Below are 16,066 nucleotides of genomic sequence, written 5' to 3' on the forward strand. Positions count from 1 at the left end.
CGCCGATCCGATGTGACGTGCGTCACATCGATTTCCGGCCGTGCGGGCCCGGCGCGGCGCCTCTCCTGGAGGCCCCGACGGCGCCGGGCCGGTAGGCTGGGCGGGTTGTCCGATCGCCGCCCGACCGCGGGACGGGGCCGCAAAACTGCCTCTGACCTGCGATGATCCCCCTCGGAGACCGTGAGTACTGCCGCCGCCTCCTCGATGCCGCTGTTCTCCGACGTGTCGGAGCCGCAGCCCCCCGTACGGGCCGTCGGCCACGCCGCGCCCGCCGCCTCGCACCACCTCTCGCCCGCCTTCCCCGGCCGCGCCCCCTGGGGCACCGCGGGCAAGCTGCGGGCCTGGCAGCAGGGGGCGCTGGACAAGTACATCGAGACCCAGCCGCGCGACTTCCTCGCGGTCGCGACCCCGGGCGCAGGCAAGACCACCTTCGCACTCACCCTGGCCTCGTACCTGCTGCACAACCACCTGGTGCAGCAGGTGACGGTCGTCGCACCGACCGAGCACCTGAAGAAGCAGTGGGCCGAGGCCGCCGCACGGATAGGCATCCGGCTCGACCCGGCGTACTCCTCCGGGCCGCTGTCCCGCGACTACCACGGCATCGTGGTCACCTACGCGGGCGTCGGGGTCAACCCGATGCTGCACCGCAACCGGACCGAGGCCCGCAAGACCCTCGTGATCATGGACGAGATCCACCACGCCGGTGACTCCAAGTCCTGGGGCGAGGCCTGCTTCGAGGCCTTCGAGCCGGCCACCCGCCGACTGGCGCTGACCGGTACGCCGTTCCGCTCGGACACCAACCCGATCCCGTTCGTCGCGTACGACGCGGGCAGCGACGGCATCCGCAAGTCCGTCGCCGACTACACCTACGGCTACGGGCACGCGCTCGCCGACCACGTCGTCCGTCCGGTGATCTTCCTCAGCTACAGCGGCAACATGCGCTGGCGCACCAAGGCCGGCGACGAGCTGGAGGCCCGGCTCGGCGAGCCGATGACCAAGGACCTGATCGCCCAGGCCTGGCGCACCGCGCTCTCCCCGCAGGGCGAGTGGATCCCGAGCGTGCTGCAGGCCGCCGACCGCCGGCTCACCGAGGTCCGCAAGGCGATCCCGGACGCGGGCGGCCTGGTGATCGCCACCGACCAGAACGTCGCCCGCGCGTACGCCAAGATGCTGCGCGAGATCAGCGGCGAGAAGGTTACCCTGGTGCTCTCCGACGAGGCCGAGGCCTCGAAGCGGATCTCCGACTACGCGGCCGGGACCTCGCGCTGGATGGTCGCGGTCCGCATGGTGTCCGAGGGCGTCGACGTGCCCCGGCTGTGCGTCGGGGTGTACGCGACCTCGATCTCCACCCCGCTCTTCTTCGCCCAGGCCGTCGGCCGCTTCGTGCGCGCCCGAAAGCGTGGCGAGACCGCCTCGGTGTTCCTGCCGACCATCCCGATGCTGCTGGGCTTCGCCAACGAGATGGAGGTCCAGCGCGACCACGTGCTGGACCGGCCGAAGAAGGAGGGCGAGGGCCTCTTCGACGAGGAGGACCGGCTGCTCGCCGAGGCGGAGCGGGCCAACGACGGGCCGGACGGCGCGGGCGGCGAGGAGTTCTCCTACGAGGCGCTCGGCTCCGACGCGGTCTTCGACCGGGTCCTGTACAACGCCATGGAATTCGGCATGCAGGCCCACCCGGGGAGCGAGGAGGAGGACGACTACCTCGGCATCCCCGGCCTGCTGGAGCCCGACCAGGTGCAGATGCTGCTGCAGAAGCGCCAGCACCGGCAGATCCAGCGCAGCAAGACCAAGCCCGCCGAGGAGGCGGACCTGCTGGAGCTGCCCGCCGAGCAGCGGCCGGTCGTCACCCACCAGGAGCTGCGGGAGCTGCGCAAGGAGCTGAACGCGCTGGTGGCCGCCTGGCACCACCGCACCAGCCAGCCGCACGGCACCATCCACAACGAGCTGCGCCGCCAGTGCGGCGGGCCGCTCACCGCGCAGGCCACCGCCAACCAGCTCAAGGCGCGGATCGCGAAGATCCGGGAGTGGGCGAAGTAACGGTCCGGCAGGCGGTCGCGGGAGGGGCCGTCTGCCCCGGTGTGTCCGGACTTCGGACCGAAGTCGAACTCGTGCGCTGATGTACCAGGTGAATTGGGGGCGTTTGTCCGGAATTTTCGGCGGTGTCGAAGTCGATCACGCCCGAATTTTGGACAACCACTTCCGCCGGGACCTTTCCTTCACTACCTTTCCCCCACGCTCTTCCGCCGGGCAACCCCCCCGCGGGACGGGCGCCGCAGGACCGTACGGGCGTCAAGGAGACACCGACCGGTCCGAGCGCGGCCACCCCCACCTGCGCGCGACACCGACCTTGGACCGGCGCCGCACGCCCCGCGAGCGCCGCGGAAAGGATTGCCCGTCGTGACAGCCGAGACCTCCCAGACCCTGGACCGTGGTGTCCGGGTCCTCAAGCTCCTCGCCGACTCCGAGCGGGGGCTGACCGTCACCGAACTGGCCGCCCGGCTGGCCGTCAACCGCACCGTCGTCTACCGGCTCCTCGCCACCCTGGAGCAGCACGGCCTGGTCCGCCGGGACATCGGCGGCCGCGCCCGGGTCGGCCTCGGCGTCCTGCGGCTCGCGCACCGGGTGCACCCGCTGCTGCGCGAGGCCGCGCTGCCGGCCCTGCGCAGCCTCGCCGAGGACCTGGGCGCCACCGCCCACCTCACCCTGGTGGACGGCAACGAGGCGCTGGCCGTCGCGGTGGTCGAGCCGAGCTGGACCGACTTCCACGTCGCCTACCGGACCGGGCAGCGCCACCCGCTCGGCGAGAGCGCGGCCGGCCGGGCGATCCTGGAGGCCCGCACCTTCCCCAGCCAGCGCCGGCCCGAACAGGGCTTCGTCATCACCCGCGCGGAGGAACAGTCCGGGGCCTGCGGGGCGGCCGCCGCGCTGCTCGGGCTGAGCGGCATCGAGGGCAGCGTCGGCGTGGTGATGCTCAACGGGATGGTGCCCGAGCGGGTCGGCCCCCGGGTGGTGGAGGCGGCGACCGAGGTGGCCGACGCCCTGCGGTAGCGCCCCGCGCCCGCCCGCCCCGAGCCGAAGGGGCCCGGGCGACCCCGCCCCGAGCCGAAGGGGCCCGGGCGACCCCGCCCCGAGCCAAAGGGGCGCGCCGGTACCGAAAGGGAGAAGCGAGGGAGCGCCGACCGTCGGCACCGCGCCGGAGCGCCCCGGAGGCGAGCGGGCGAGTAGCAGCGTGTGTTTGGATTCCCCTTGTGTCCGACACCAAGCTGCCCCAGGCCCTCACCTCCCCGCGGACCCGCGCGCTCGCGCTGTGCGGGCTGCTGGTCGCCTCGCTGTTCGGCGTGGCCGCCTTCGTCCCGCTGCCGTACACCATCACCTGGCCGGGCTCGACCGCGGACACCCTGGGCACCTACCAGGACAAGCCGGTGCTCACCATCACCGGGGCGCCGCTGCGCACCACCGAGGGCCAGCTGCGGATGGTCACCATCACGGCGACCAACGCCGACCAGCGCAACACCTTCCTGCGGTCGATGCAGGCCTGGTTCGACCCGAAGGAGGCGGTCCGTCCCACCGACACCGTCTACGCGGAGAGCGACCCGGCGAAGGCCAACGAGGTGATCGCCGAGCAGATGGCCCAGTCGCAGGACAGCGCCACCGCGGCCGCGCTGAACTACCTCCACCTGTCGCCGGACCAGGTGAAGGTCAAGGTCGACCTGGGCGACGTCGGCGGCCCCAGCGCCGGCCAGATGCTGGCCCTGGGCATCGTCGACAAGCTCGCCGGTGACGGCAAGGGCGGCGACCTCACCGGCGGGCTCACCGTCGCGGGCACCGGCACCATCGACAAGGACGGCACCATCGGCCCGGTCGGCGGTGTCCCGCTGAAGACGCAGGCGGCCGCCCGGGACGGCGCGACGGTGTTCCTGCTGCCCAGGGACGAGTGCACGGACGCCAAGGTGAACCTGCCCGGGACGCTGCGGCTGGTGCCGGTCGGCACGCTCGGCGAGTCGGTGGCGGCGCTGCAGGCGCTCAAGAGCGGCGGCAGCGTTCCCTCCTGCTGATCCGGGGATCTACTCGGCGGCGGCCTGGTCCACCAGCGGCAGGATCCGGTACGGCACCGGGTTCTCCAGCACGATCGCGGTGGACGAGCGGACGATCCCGTCGAAGCCCACCACCCGGTCGATCACCCGCTGCAGGTCGGCGTTGGACCGGGCCACGATCCGCACCATCATGTCCCCGATCCCGGTGATGGTGTGCAGCTCCAGCACCTCCGGCACGCTCGCCAGGTGCGCCCGGACGTCCGAGCCCTGGCCCTGGGAGATCTCCAGGGTGGCGAAGGCCGTCACCGGGTAGCCGATCGCCGCCGGATCCACCTCGGGGCCGAAGCCGCCGATCACGCCCTTGGCCTGGAGCCGGTCCAGCCGGGCCTGCACGGTGCCCCGGGCGACCTGCAGCCGGCGCGAACACTCCAGCACCCCGATCCTCGGCTCCTCGGCGAGCAGCCGGATCAGCCGGCCGTCCAGGGCGTCGATCGTGTCGTTCGTGCTGCCCACGGTCGAAGTGGCCTGCGGGGACGCGGAGACGGAAGTGGAGATCGGAGCGGAGTCGGGCGAACCGGGGGAGCTCGGGGAGTGGGCGGGGGGCATCACGGCACCGTCCTGGGGTGGGCATGCTGTACAGCGGCGCGGCCGATTCTCCCGCCCCGGGGCACGGCTTGACCAGTTCTGAGGGGCGCTTCAGGGGGCCGGGCGCCGTCAGCGGACGGCCGTCTCGACCACCGGCGGGTGGCCGTTCCAGGAGACGAAGACCGAGTTGGCCTGGTTGTCCTTGGTGAAGTCGACCCGCATCCACTGCGGGCCGTTCCACACCTGCATCTGCCAGCCCGGGTCCGGGGTGGCGGAGACCAGGGAGGCGCTGTCGGCCTTCAGGTCCAGTGCGACCTTGCCGCCCGGGATCGGGTAGCTCTTCACGGTGGACGTCGCGGTGGCGGTGGGCGCGGGCCGACGGGAGGGCGGGGCGGTCGCGGTGGGTGCCGCCGGGTGCGTGGTGGCGGCGGCCGGGGTGGTGGGCGGGGCCGGGGGCTCGGACTGCACGGCCGAGCGCGGCTGCTCGGGGGCGGCGGTCGGGGAGTACGGCGTGCCGTCGGCCTTCGGGGAGGGCAGCGGCAGCGCCGTGGGCTGCTCGAACGCGGCGTCGGTCAGGACTGCATGCACGCCGAGCCAGGCCAGCGCCACCGCCGCCCCGGTGGCCGCCGCCCAGGCGCCGAGCTGTACCAGTCCGTTCCGCATCGTCCGCACATCCTGCCGCATCTCCACCCCGTCCGAGACCGGCACCCCGGCTGTTCCTCAGGGCAGTTGCCCACTGTCCGGACCGCCCCCGAGGTACAGACCACTGCCCGCCGATGGCGTACCGTGCAGGCCCATGGCAACAGTGCTCGTGGTCGAGGACGACCCCTTCGTACGTTCCGCCCTCATCCGCCACCTGACCGACACCGGTCATGCGGTCCGCAGCGTGGGCACCGCGCTGGAGGCGCTGCGGGAGGTCGCCCAGGTGGGCTGTGACCTGGTGATCCTCGACCTGGGGCTGCCCGACCTGGACGGCAGCGAGGCGCTCAAGATGATCCGGGGCCTGACCAACGTGCCGGTGATCATCTCCACCGCCCGGGACGACGAGGCCGAGATCGTCCGACTGCTCAACGACGGTGCCGACGACTACCTGGTGAAACCTTTCTCCGGGGAACACCTCAGTGCCCGGATGGCCGCCGTACTGCGCCGGCTCGGAGGGGGCGCCGCACCCGTCACCCAGGTGCTGCGCGTCGGGGGGCTGGCCATCGACCTCCAGCGGCGCGAGGCCTCCCTGGACGGACGGCTGCTCGACCTGACCCGCCGTGAATTCGACCTGCTGGCCTTCCTGGCCGGGCGGCCCGGCGTGGTCGTACCGCGCAAGGAGATCCTCGCCGAGGTCTGGCAGCAGACCTACGGCGGCGACCAGACCATCGACGTCCACCTCTCCTGGCTGCGCCGCAAGCTCGGCGAGACCGCCTCCAGCCCCCGCTACCTGCACACCGTCCGGGGCGTCGGGGTCCGGCTGGAGGCCGCCGGAGGGCCGGGAGCGGCCGGGGGACCGGAAGCCGCCGGAGGGGCGGGAGCCGCCGGGGGACCGGCGGGCCACCGGACATGAGGAGGTTCGGGCGCTCGCTGCGCTGGGCCCTGATCAAGGCCGCCGTGGCCGGCACCACCATGGTCGCGCTGGCCTTCCTCATCCCACTCGGCCTGATGGTCCAACAGACCGCGCGGGACCGGGCGTTCACCGCCGCCGAGCGGCAGGCGGCGGCGCTCGGGCCGGCCCTGGCGATCACCACCGACCGGGACGCCGTCGATCGGGCCCTGGCCAGTACGGACGCCGGCGGGCAGGGGCGGATGGCGGTCCACCTGCCGGCCGCCGAGCAGCCGGTCGCCATCGGCCCCCCGGCCGGGCCGGTCGGGCCGACGCTGGGTGAGGGGCGGGCCGCCGACGCCGACGTGGCCACGGCCGGCGGGCAGGGCCGCTCCTTCACCGTGAAGGTGGCTGGCGGCTACGCGCTGCTCCAGCCGGTCGCGGTGGACACCGGGCGGACCGCCGTGGTCGAGGTGTTCGTGGCCGAGAGCGACCTCACCCGGGGCGTCTCCACCGCCTGGCTGGTGCTCTCCGCCGTCGCGCTCGCCCTGGTCGCCATCTCGGTGCTGGTCGCCGACCGGATGGGCAACCGGATCGTCGCCTCCGCCCGCCGGCTCGCCGGCGCCGCTCGCTCGCTCGGCGCCGGGAACCTCGCGGTACGCGTCCCGGTGGCGGGCAAGCAGGTCGACGGCAGCCCGGAGGAACTGCGAGAGGCCGGCCACGCGTTCAACACCATGGCCGACCGGGTCGTCCAACTCCTCGCCGCCGAACGGGAACTGGCCGCCGACCTGTCCCACCGGCTGCGCACCCCGCTGACCGTGCTGCGCCTCAACGCCGCCTCGCTCGGCGACGGCGACGCGGCCGACGCCACCCGGCACGCGGTCGCCCAACTGGAGCGCGAGGTCGACCAGATCATCCGCTCCGCCCGCCGCGCCCCCGAGGCCGCGCCCGCCGTCGCGGTCGGCTGCGACGCCGCCGAGGTGATCCGCGAACGGGTCGCCTTCTGGTCCGCACTGGCCGAGGACGAGGGGCGCCGCTGGCAGCTCGCCGGCGCCGAACGGGCGGCCCCCGTACCCGTCCAGCGCGGGGACCTGGCGGCCGCCGTCGACGCGTTGCTCGGCAACGTCTTCCGGCACACCGCGGTCGGCACCGCCTTCTCGGTCGACGTCCTGGCCACCGAGAGCTCGGTGATCGTGCTGGTCGGCGACGGCGGACCGGGCTACAGCGACCCGGCCGCCGCCCTCAAGCGCGGCGAGGGCCACGGCGGGGAGGGCTCCACCGGGCTCGGGCTGGACATCGTCCGCAAGCTCGCCGAGTCCACCGGCGGGGACCTCGCCCTCGGCCGCTCGGCCGTGCTCGGCGGCGCCGAGACCCGCCTGCGGCTGCGCACCCGGCCGGAGGCGGCGGCGCCCGTGCGGACCGGGCGGAGGCGGTCGCGGGCGGCAGCGCGGGGGATGCTCTTCCCGCGGTGAGGTGAGGAGGGGTCAGGTGCCCGGGGAGGCGTCTTCCTTAACGGTGGCCTAAGGGAGTTCTACCGCTCGCTCAGCCCGCCCGTTCCGCCCTCGGGCCGCCGCTAGCGTCGGTCACCCGACCGAAGGCATCCGCGGAGGTAACGCGCCATGACCACCCAGCCCACCCGTCGCTCCGGCCGCCGCAGGCGCAGCCGCAAGAGCGCGATCATCGGGGCCGCCGCGGTCGCCGCCACCCTGGTCGCGGGCGGGACGGTCCTCCTCGCCACCTCGGCCAGCGCCGCCTCGCTCGGCGCCGTCTACAGCCGCACCAGCAGCTGGGACTCCGGCTACACCGGGCAGTACCTGGTCACCAACCCGGACAGCAGCCCGATCGAGGACTGGACGCTCAGCTTCGACCTGCCGGTCGGGGCGAAGATCGACTCCCTCTGGAACGCCACCTTCACCGCCGTCGGCCGGCACGTCACGGTCAAGCCGGAGGCCTGGAGCAGGCGACTGGAGCCCGGCAGGAGCGTGGTGGTCGGCTTCGTCGCCCAGGGCACGGGCGCGGCCCAGGCCGAACCGGCCGACTGCCTGATCAACAACGCCTCCTGCAAGCCCGGCGACGGCACCGCGCCCACCCCCTCGGGGCGCCCGACCGCCACCGCCTCGCCGACGGGGACCACCGCTCCGACCGCCACCGCGACGGCGACCGCGACCGCGTCCACGAAGCCCAGCCCCACCGCCACGGCGAAGCCGACCACCCCGGCGCCGACCCCGACCGCCACCCCCACGGCGACCGGTGTGCCCGTTCCCCCGGCCGGCGCCGGGGCCGGCTTCGCCCCGTACGTGGACACCTCGCTCTACCCGCCGTACGACCTGGTCGCCACCGCCAAGGCGAGCGGTGTGAAGGACTTCAACCTGGCCTTCGTGGTGTCCGGTGGCGGCTGCGTGCCCAAGTGGGGCGGCGTCAGCGACCTGTCCACCGACGCGGTGGCCGCCCGTATCGGCGAGCTGCGGGCGATCGGCGGCGACGTCCGGATCTCCTTCGGCGGCGCCAACGGCAACGAGCTGGCCCTCGCCTGCGGCTCCACCGCCGACCTCACGGCCGCGTACCAGAAGGTCGTGGACGCCTACGGGGCGACCAAGCTGGACTTCGACGTCGAGGGCGGCGCGATCGCCGACGCCGCCGCCAACACCCGGCGCGCCCAGGCCGTCGCCCAGCTGCAGAAGAACGCCGCCGCCAGGGGCAAGGCCCTCGACGTCTCCTTCACCTTGCCCGCGCTGCCCTCCGGCCTGACCCAGGAGGGCGTCGACCTGGTCGCGGGCGCCAAGGCCAATGGCGTCGCCGTCGGCGCCGTCAACATCATGGCGATGGACTTCGGCGACGGGGTCGCCCCCGACCCGCAGGGCCGGATGGGCAAGTACGCGATCGCCGCGGCCACCGCCACCCAGGCCCAGGTCAAAAGCGTGCTGGGGCTGGACGACGCGGCCGCCTGGCGCAAGGTCGCGGTCACCCCGATGATCGGCGTCAACGACGTCGCCAGCGAGGTCTTCACCGTGGCCGACGCCCAGCAGCTCGCCGACTTCGCGACGGCCAAGCACCTGGCCTGGCTGGCCATGTGGTCCGGCACCCGCGACAAGGCCTGCGACGGCGGCGCCAAGGGCTATGCGGACGCGACCTGCAGCAGCATCGTCCAGCAGCCGCTGGACTTCACCCGGGCCTTCGGGGCGTACAAGGGCTGAGGCCCGCCTGCCCGGGTTCCTGTTCTGCCCCGGCCGTCCGTGCCGAGTCCGCAGCCCAGCACGGCTGGTCGGGGCGTCTTTGTCACTTTGCGTAGTCGATTGCGTTCGGCTCCGTTCGGGTGGCATCCGGTATCGTCGCTGGTTGGCCGAGCGGTGGACGGAGTGGACAAGTGACAGCGGTGCAAGACGAGCGAAGCCCGGTGCGGACCGCACCCGACCCCTCGCCCGCCCCCCTGTCGGACCGGCTGAGCCGGGCGCTCGGCGCCCCCGTCCGGGCCCTGCGCGGGGCTCCCCGCCGACCGCTGCTGGCCGCCTCCGCCGTGGCGCTGCTGTCCCTGGTCGGGTACGCCGTGGTGCGCCACTTCGTCCACACCTCGATGGTGGACATGATCGTCTACCGGGCCGAGGGTGCCGCCGTCGCCCACGGCACCGACCTGTACGCGCTGCGCGTCACCGAGTGGAACCTGCCCGCGACCTACCCGCCCTTCGCGGCGATGCTGTTCGTCCCGACCACCTGGTTCCCGGTCCCCGTCCTCCGGGTGGTGATCACTCTCGGCAACATCGGCCTGCTCGCCCTGCTGACCCACCTGTCCTTCAAGCTGGTCGGCTGGCCGCGCCGCGAGCTGCGGCCGATCGGCGTCGTCCTGGTGACCGGCCTCGGCGTCTGGCTCGAACCCGTGTTCACCACGCTCCGGTACGGCCAGATCAACCTCGCGCTCGCCTGCCTGATCCTCTGGGACCTCACCCGCCCGGACGGACGCCGCAGCAAGGGCGTGGCGATCGGCATCGCCGCCGGCATCAAGCTCACCCCCGGCCTGTTCGCGGTCTACCTGCTGATCACCGGCCGGATCCGGGCCGCCTTCGTGGCCGGCCTCACCTTCCTCGGCACGTTCCTGCTCGGCGCCCTCGTCCTGCCCGACGCCACCTGGGGCTTCTGGACCAAGTACCTCTACGACTCCTCCCGGGTCGGCAAGACCTGGATCGTCGACAACCAGTCCATGCGCGGCGCCTTCGCCCGCCTGCTGCACAGCACCGACCCCGGCACCCTCGCCACCCTCGGGGGCGGCCTGGTCGCGCTGGCCGGGCTCGCCGTCGCCGCCTGGGCCGCCCGCAGCGGCCGCTGGCTGCCCCGGGCCGAGGCCTGGGGCGTCTGCTGCGCGGCCGTCACCGCCGTGCTGATCTCCCCGATCAGCTGGACCCACCACTGGGTCTGGTGCGTTCCGCTGCTCGTCCTGCTCGCCGCCGAGGCCTCCGTCGAGCGCGCCCGCCCGGCCGCCGTGCGCCGGCTGCGCTGGCGGGCCGTCTTCTGGGCCACGCTGGTCGCCTTCCTCTCCTTCGCGATGTGGGCGGCGAAGCCGGAGGGTGCGGCCGTCCTCCACATGCCGCCGTGGCGCCAGCTGCCCACCTCGGTCTACCCGTGGGTCGGGCTCTGCTTCCTGCTCGCGGCCGCGGTCCGGATAAGGGCCCGGCGGCGCTCCGCCGGTGCCCCGCTGGTCCGGCTGCCCGAACAGCGCGACGGCAGCGGCGGCCCGGACACCGCCCGCGGCCGTCAGCAGGCCCCCGCGGCCCGCTGAGGCGGCGGGGGCGGCCGCTCCTGTCACCTCTGTTGCGCCCTTGCTCGGGTGGGACGTACGGGTGCGCCCTGCGGCGCACGCTGTCGCGCACGCCTAGGCGAGCAGCTCGGCGAGCGAGCCGTCCATGTCCAGCGCCGCCAGCTCGCTGCCCGGCGGGACCAGCCGGTGAGCCCGCTCCAGCCAGGCCGCGACGGCCGGCAGCGGCGCCTCCAGCAGCGCGTCCCCGGCGGGCGAGCTCAGCGCGAGGCACAGCACGCTGCGCCGGCCCGAGCGGGTCGGCCAGATCCGCACGTCGCCCTGGCCGCACGGGCGGAAGGTGCCCTCGACCAGCAGCTCGCGGGCGAACACCCAGGTCACCGGGGAACCGGTGTCCAGGTGGAAGGTGATGTAGACCGCGTACGGGTCGTGGCTGCCGTAGGACAACCGCGCCGGGACGGGCACGCTGTGCTCCGGCGAGAGCACCAGGTTGAGCTCCAGCTCGTGCTCGACGACGCTGACGGGGCGCTCCATGATCGTCTTCCTCTCTGCCTTCGGGTCGTGCCCGGTTCCGGGCCCTGTGACCTTTGAGAGGGCGGTCCGCACCGGCTCTTACACACGTTTCCGGGATTTCTTCGGGAAGTTCGGCGAGGGGTGGTGAACGGGCGGCTGCGCGGCGCGCGCGCCCGGTCGCGCGCCCGGTTCCTTACCGCGGGCGGGCCGCCGTTGTCCGGGGATTGACGAACTTCCCGTCGCGACTTCGGCGAGGTACTACCCTTTGTGACTGCCCAGCGACTGTCCGCCCATCGGCGGCGCCCCCACGTGCGCCGAGCGCCGGGTGTGCGCCGGGTGCGCGCGCGGACGGATGTGCCGTAACGGCGTCCCCCGTCCTTCCGTTGTCCCTCCTTGCCCGCCCTTGCCCGCGTCAGGACCTGCCAGGAAAGAAGACCCCCATGACGGACCGCCCCTTCGCCGACGGCGGCGACCCGGCCGTCGCACCCGGACCGGGGTACTACCCCGACCCCTCCATCCCCGGCTTCGTCCGGTACTGGGGCGGCTCGGCCTGGGTGCCCGGCACCAGTCGGCTCGCGCCCGCCGAGGGCGAGGTGCTGGTGCCGCCCCGGTACGCGACCCGGCGCAGCGGGGCGGCAGTGCCGCCGGCCCGGGCGGTGCCGCCGCCGGTGGTTCCTGCGGTGGCGGCCCCGGGGTCCGGGCCGGAGGCGGTGGCGGTCCCGGAGGCGGTTTCGGAGCCGGAGGCGGTCTCGGGGCCGGAGCCGGAGCCGGAGGCGGAAGCGGGTTCTGGGCAGAGGCCGGAGACCCTGATGCCGGCGGGTGGGGGTGACACCGGGCCGGTGTACTTCGACCAGACCTCGGGCGGGGCGTCCTTCGTGTTCGGGCCCCGGGTGGCGGAGGTCATCGGCGGGCCGGTGTTCCGTACGGTCGGGTCGGTGGCCGAGCCGGTGTCCGGGGAGTCCGGGGAGTCCGGCTGGCAGGCCGATCCGCGGGCCCAGCGGGGGCTGGCGGAGACCGGGGACGTGCCGCGCTGGGTCTCCTGGGGGGTGCTTCCGGGGGCGCCCGAGGCGGAGGAGGGGCGCGCGGAACCGGAGCGCGCTGCGGTTGCCGTGGAGGTGGCCGCGGCCGCTGCGCCGGCCATGGCCGTGGCGGTGCGGGAGACTTCGGCGGCCTCGGCGCCCTCGTCAGGCTCGGTGGCCTCGGCGACCGCGTCAGGCTCGGTGGCCGCGGTGTCCCCGACGCCCCTCGTCGAGGCCTCGGGCGCAGTGCCCGTGGTCAAGGCGGAGCCCGCGGCGGTCGCCCCCACCACGCCGATGCCCGCCGTGCCGCGACCGGCCCGGGAGGCCACCGTCCGGCGCCGGCCCGCCGCCTCCGCGCCCGCCGCCGTGCCGGCCGGATTGGGGCGGCGGCTGGCCGCACGGGTGGTGGACACCCTCGTGCTGCTGGTGGTCGCCGTCGCCGCCGGGATCCCGCTCGGCCGCTCGGTGTCCGACCACCTCCAGGAGAAACTCGACCAGGCCCGGATGGCCAGCGCCCTCACCCGCCGCCAGGTCCAGGTCTGGCTCGTGGACGACGTCGTGCTGGGCAAGATCGCCGTACTGATCGGCATCCTGCTGTTCGCCGGTCTGCTGTACGAGGTGCTGCCGATCGCGCGGACCGGCCAGACCTTCGGCAAGCGGCTGGTCGGGATCCGAGTGGTGGACGCAACCGCCCCCACCGCCCGCGGCAGGTTGAGCCTCGGCCGTTCGCTGCTCCGCTGGGCCGTCCGGCAGCTGGGTACCGTGCTGCTGCTCGGCCTGGTCTGGCCGGTGGCCGACCGTCCGGCACGGCGGGGCTGGCAGGACCGCGCGGCCCGGACCCGGGTGGTGCGCGGCTGAAGCCGGCGCTTCTCCGCGCTTCCGCGCCCGTCCCCGCCCTTCCGCGCCCCCGGCGGCAAAACGGACGGAATATCCCGGAGGTCGAGAATGGGCGGTGTTCTACTCGGGGGATGAGCGACCACGACCCCTCAGGCCCCCAGCCGGAGGGGGGCGGCAAGCCCTCCTTCGACAAGCAGTCCCCGCAGCCCGGCGGCGGAACGCCGGAAGGCGAGCCGTCGGGCCCGACCCCGTCCAACGGCCCGGCGGAGACCCCGTCCGGCGGCCCCGGCGCGTACCAGGGCACCTACGGCGGCACCCCGTACCCCGGGCCGAACCGCGATCAGAACCCGTACGGCGAAGCCCCGTCCGGGGAGTCCCCGTACGGCCGACCGCCGCAGGACCAGCCGCCGCCCGGGTACGGCTACGGCCCCGGCACGTACGGCGGCCCCGGCACCGGGCCCGTCCCCGGCATGCCGCCGATCGGCACCTGGCCCAAGCGGATCCTCGCCCGGCTCATCGACTACGTCCTCATGCAGGCCGTCGGCGTGATCGTGGTGGCTCCCTTCACCGACCTCAGCGAGCGCAACGGCTCGGCCGAGGCGTTCTGGATCGGCTGCGCCCTCTACCTCATCTACGACGCCCTGATGACCAGCCGGGACGGCCAGACCCTCGGCAAGAAGGCGGTGAAGGTCCGCGTCGCCATGCTCGTCGACGGGAGCACGCCCACCCAGTCCGCCGCCTGGACCCGCGCCGCGGTGTTCATCCTCCCGGCCGTGCTCTGCTGCGCCGCGATCTGGTGGATCGTCGACGGGATCTTCGGCGTCTTCGACAAGCCGTACCGGCAGTGCATCCACGACAAGGTCGCGAAGACCGTGGTGGTCACCACGGAGGTCTGAACGGCGGCGCGCAACGCGCCTGCGCCCGGCGGCGGATCAGCGCTGCCGGGCGTACGCGTGTCCGGCGGCGGCGCTCCCGGCGGCCGGGGCGTCCTCGGCGGCCGGGGCGTCCTCGGCGACAGGGATGTTCTCGGAGACAGGGGTGCTCTCGGCGGGAAGCGGCTCCGGGGACGGCCGGGCCGCGACGGCGGGGTCCGGCTTCGAGGACGCCGACAGCGAGAGCACCGTCACCACGGTGCCGAGCGTCAACGCGAACACCACCAGCACTGTGACCGCCAGGACGCCCGAGGCGCCCGAGGCGGCCAACAGCGCCACCGTGGCGGCGACGACGGTGAACGAGCCGAGGCAGGCCTGGGCAGCGGACGGACGCGGCATGACGGGGGTCCTTCGCACGTCGGGGGAAACGGGCGGGAGTGGTACCGGTGCCAGAAGTCCTACCCGGCAAGGGAGTTCACTGCCTCCAGGCTAGCCCGCCGACCCGGGGGCACAGGGGGCGCACGGGCTCACCTCAGGGTCGTCCGCGTCGGTCGGTACGGTGAACCGCAACCTGTCGACACCACGCACCGGGGGAACCGACCGTGCCCATCCCCGCCGACTGGCCCACCACCGAGGCCGAGGCACTCGCCGAACAGCAGCGGCTGCGCCCGCTCGTCCAGGCCCACGACGACACCGACGACCCCGACGACGGTACCGGTGTTCCGGGCGTCCCCGGCCGGCTGATCGCCGGCGTGGACGTCGCCTACGACGACGACCACGACCTCGTCGCCGCCGCAGCCGTCCTGCTCGACCGAGACACCCTGGAGGTCGTCGAACAGGCCACCGCCGTCGGCCGGATCGCCTTCCCCTACATCCCCGGGCTCCTCGCCTTCCGCGAACTCCCCGCCGTCCTCGACGCCCTGGCCGCCCTCACCCGCACCCCCGACACGGTCGTCTGTGACGGCTACGGCCTCGCCCACCCCCGCCGCCTCGGCCTCGCCAGCCACCTCGGCGTCCTCACCGGGCTGCGCACCCTCGGCGTCGCCAAGACCCCCTTCACCTTCGAGCACCACGAGCCCGACGCACCCCGCGGCTCCACCGCCCCGCTCACCGACCCCGCCACCGGCGAGGAAGTCGGCCGCGCCGTACGGACCCGCCCCGGCGTCAAACCCGTCTACGTCTCCGTCGGCCACCGGATCGACCTCGACACCGCCGTCCGCACCACCCTCCACCTCGCCTCCCGCTACCGCCTCCCCGAAACCACCCGGCACGCCGACTCCCTCTGCCGCCGCGCCCTCGCCGAAGCCCTCGCCGAAGGCCGCGCCGAAGCCCACGACAGCCGGACGACCGCGAACTGACCAAGCCCCGGGCGGGGTTCGGGCCCCGTGTGTTAGACATGAGACACCGGGGCCCGGCCCCGACCGCCAGGAACGGACGCACGGGGGAGGCGCCGCCATGGGATCAGGGACCGGTACCGGAAGCACCGGTGGAACCGGATCGACCGGGGGAAGCGGACAGGGCTACCGCGTCGAAGTCGAACAGCTTCGTACCTTCGCCGGCCAAGTACGGCTCCTGCTCGCCGACTTCCAGAAACACGCCGACGGCAACGACACCCACGGGCGCAGCGGCCTCGGCAAGAACGCCTTCGGCACCTTCGCCGAAGCCACCGAGATCCACGGCCGCTACAGCACCATGCGGGACGCGCTGCGCGACGTCCTCAACCAGCTCCAGGAAGCCGTCGACGACGCCCAGCACAAGGCCGAACTCACCGCCACCAACTACGAGGAACAGGACCAGCACACCGCCGGCAAGCTCAAACTCGGCGGCGACGGCTGGTCCGTGGAGAAGCCCTCGGCGAGCAGCCAGGCCGCCTACGAGAAGAACCTCACCCCGTCCCACCGCGGCAACGCCACCATCTAGCCACCACCCGC

General features: G+C 74.0%; 15 protein-coding genes. 11 read left to right on the forward strand and 4 right to left on the reverse strand.

The window, feature by feature from the left end; translation table 11 throughout:
- Window positions 1–204: 204 nt before the first annotated feature.
- The 3 genes from CRP52_RS20365 (at window position 205) to CRP52_RS20375 (ending at window position 4,055) form a co-directional block, all read left to right on the forward strand.
- Window positions 205–2,037 carry a DEAD/DEAH box helicase gene (locus CRP52_RS20365; RefSeq protein ID WP_257033101.1) on the forward strand — a complete coding sequence of 611 codons (1,833 nt, stop codon included), beginning with the start codon at window positions 205–207 and terminating at the stop codon, window positions 2,035–2,037.
- A gap of 360 nt (window positions 2,038–2,397) precedes the next feature.
- Window positions 2,398–3,048 (forward strand): IclR family transcriptional regulator, encoded by a 651-nt coding sequence (locus CRP52_RS20370; RefSeq protein ID WP_097237708.1) that lies wholly within the window; start codon window positions 2,398–2,400, stop codon window positions 3,046–3,048.
- A gap of 200 nt (window positions 3,049–3,248) precedes the next feature.
- A complete protein-coding gene (locus CRP52_RS20375; RefSeq protein WP_257032717.1) occupies window positions 3,249–4,055 on the forward strand; it encodes a S16 family serine protease in 807 nt (268 codons plus the stop codon).
- 9 nt (window positions 4,056–4,064) lie between these two features.
- On the opposite strand, the gene CRP52_RS20380 is transcribed toward CRP52_RS20375, so the two are convergent.
- Both CRP52_RS20380 and CRP52_RS38365 read right to left on the reverse strand, forming a co-directional pair.
- Window positions 4,065–4,547, reverse strand: coding sequence for an Lrp/AsnC family transcriptional regulator (locus CRP52_RS20380; protein WP_179852863.1), 483 nt, complete (start codon window positions 4,545–4,547; stop codon window positions 4,065–4,067).
- A gap of 201 nt (window positions 4,548–4,748) precedes the next feature.
- Window positions 4,749–5,282 carry a hypothetical protein gene (locus CRP52_RS38365; protein ID WP_179852864.1) on the reverse strand — a complete coding sequence of 178 codons (534 nt, stop codon included), beginning with the start codon at window positions 5,280–5,282 and terminating at the stop codon, window positions 4,749–4,751.
- Window positions 5,283–5,415: 133 nt separating this feature from the next.
- On the opposite strand from CRP52_RS38365, the gene CRP52_RS20390 reads away from it, so the two are divergent.
- The 4 genes from CRP52_RS20390 to CRP52_RS20405 all read left to right on the forward strand — a co-directional run bounded on the left by CRP52_RS20390 (window position 5,416) and on the right by CRP52_RS20405 (window position 10,918).
- Window positions 5,416–6,174: a response regulator transcription factor gene (locus CRP52_RS20390; RefSeq protein WP_257032720.1), complete on the forward strand. Its 759-nt coding sequence runs from the start codon at window positions 5,416–5,418 to the stop codon at window positions 6,172–6,174.
- A gap of 17 nt (window positions 6,175–6,191) precedes the next feature.
- A complete protein-coding gene (locus tag CRP52_RS20395; protein ID WP_097240222.1) occupies window positions 6,192–7,622 on the forward strand; it encodes a sensor histidine kinase in 1,431 nt (476 codons plus the stop codon).
- A gap of 147 nt (window positions 7,623–7,769) precedes the next feature.
- Entirely contained in the window at window positions 7,770–9,344 is a 1,575-nt protein-coding gene (locus CRP52_RS20400; protein WP_097237710.1) for a glycoside hydrolase family 18 protein, read from the forward strand.
- 170 nt (window positions 9,345–9,514) lie between these two features.
- Window positions 9,515–10,918, forward strand: a complete 1,404-nt coding sequence (locus tag CRP52_RS20405) for a glycosyltransferase 87 family protein (RefSeq protein WP_097237711.1) — start codon at window positions 9,515–9,517, stop codon at window positions 10,916–10,918.
- 93 nt (window positions 10,919–11,011) lie between these two features.
- On the opposite strand, the gene CRP52_RS20410 is transcribed toward CRP52_RS20405, so the two are convergent.
- Window positions 11,012–11,428, reverse strand: coding sequence for an SsgA family sporulation/cell division regulator (locus tag CRP52_RS20410; RefSeq protein WP_097237712.1), 417 nt, complete (start codon window positions 11,426–11,428; stop codon window positions 11,012–11,014).
- Between the two features lie 419 nt (window positions 11,429–11,847).
- Between CRP52_RS20410 and CRP52_RS20415 the strand changes: the two genes are divergently transcribed.
- Both CRP52_RS20415 and CRP52_RS20420 read left to right on the forward strand, forming a co-directional pair.
- Window positions 11,848–13,284 (forward strand): RDD family protein, encoded by a 1,437-nt coding sequence (locus CRP52_RS20415; protein WP_097237713.1) that lies wholly within the window; start codon window positions 11,848–11,850, stop codon window positions 13,282–13,284.
- A gap of 110 nt (window positions 13,285–13,394) precedes the next feature.
- Window positions 13,395–14,159, forward strand: coding sequence for an RDD family protein (locus tag CRP52_RS20420; protein WP_097237714.1), 765 nt, complete (start codon window positions 13,395–13,397; stop codon window positions 14,157–14,159).
- 36 nt (window positions 14,160–14,195) lie between these two features.
- On the opposite strand, the gene CRP52_RS20425 is transcribed toward CRP52_RS20420, so the two are convergent.
- Window positions 14,196–14,534: a hypothetical protein gene (locus tag CRP52_RS20425; RefSeq protein ID WP_097237715.1), complete on the reverse strand. Its 339-nt coding sequence runs from the start codon at window positions 14,532–14,534 to the stop codon at window positions 14,196–14,198.
- 203 nt (window positions 14,535–14,737) lie between these two features.
- Between CRP52_RS20425 and CRP52_RS20430 the strand changes: the two genes are divergently transcribed.
- Together CRP52_RS20430 and CRP52_RS20435 are read left to right on the forward strand one after the other, a co-directional pair.
- Window positions 14,738–15,493, forward strand: a complete 756-nt coding sequence (locus tag CRP52_RS20430; RefSeq protein ID WP_097237716.1) for an endonuclease V — start codon at window positions 14,738–14,740, stop codon at window positions 15,491–15,493.
- Between the two features lie 97 nt (window positions 15,494–15,590).
- Window positions 15,591–16,055 carry a hypothetical protein gene (locus CRP52_RS20435; protein ID WP_097237717.1) on the forward strand — a complete coding sequence of 155 codons (465 nt, stop codon included), beginning with the start codon at window positions 15,591–15,593 and terminating at the stop codon, window positions 16,053–16,055.
- Window positions 16,056–16,066 lie beyond the last annotated feature (11 nt).

The organism is Streptomyces sp. 1331.2 (genome assembly GCF_900199205.1).
In the GTDB taxonomy this organism is placed as follows: Bacteria; Actinomycetota; Actinomycetes; order Streptomycetales; family Streptomycetaceae; genus Kitasatospora.

Bases quoted from the DNA above. Each gene is read 5' to 3' on its own strand.
- CRP52_RS38365 (WP_179852864.1), bottom strand. From the start codon at position 5,282: ATGCGGAACGGACTGGTACAGCTCGGCGCCTGGGCGGCGGCCACCGGG.
- CRP52_RS20415 (WP_097237713.1), top strand. From the start codon at position 11,848: ATGACGGACCGCCCCTTCGCCGACGGCGGCGACCCGGCCGTCGCACCC.
- CRP52_RS20420 (WP_097237714.1), top strand. From the start codon at position 13,395: ATGAGCGACCACGACCCCTCAGGCCCCCAGCCGGAGGGGGGCGGCAAG.
- CRP52_RS20435 (WP_097237717.1), top strand. From the start codon at position 15,591: ATGGGATCAGGGACCGGTACCGGAAGCACCGGTGGAACCGGATCGACC.
- CRP52_RS20400 (WP_097237710.1), top strand. From the start codon at position 7,770: ATGACCACCCAGCCCACCCGTCGCTCCGGCCGCCGCAGGCGCAGCCGC.
- CRP52_RS20410 (WP_097237712.1), bottom strand. From the start codon at position 11,428: ATGGAGCGCCCCGTCAGCGTCGTCGAGCACGAGCTGGAGCTCAACCTG.
- CRP52_RS20425 (WP_097237715.1), bottom strand. From the start codon at position 14,534: ATGCCGCGTCCGTCCGCTGCCCAGGCCTGCCTCGGCTCGTTCACCGTC.
- CRP52_RS20365 (WP_257033101.1), top strand. From the start codon at position 205: ATGCCGCTGTTCTCCGACGTGTCGGAGCCGCAGCCCCCCGTACGGGCC.
- CRP52_RS20390 (WP_257032720.1), top strand. From the start codon at position 5,416: ATGGCAACAGTGCTCGTGGTCGAGGACGACCCCTTCGTACGTTCCGCC.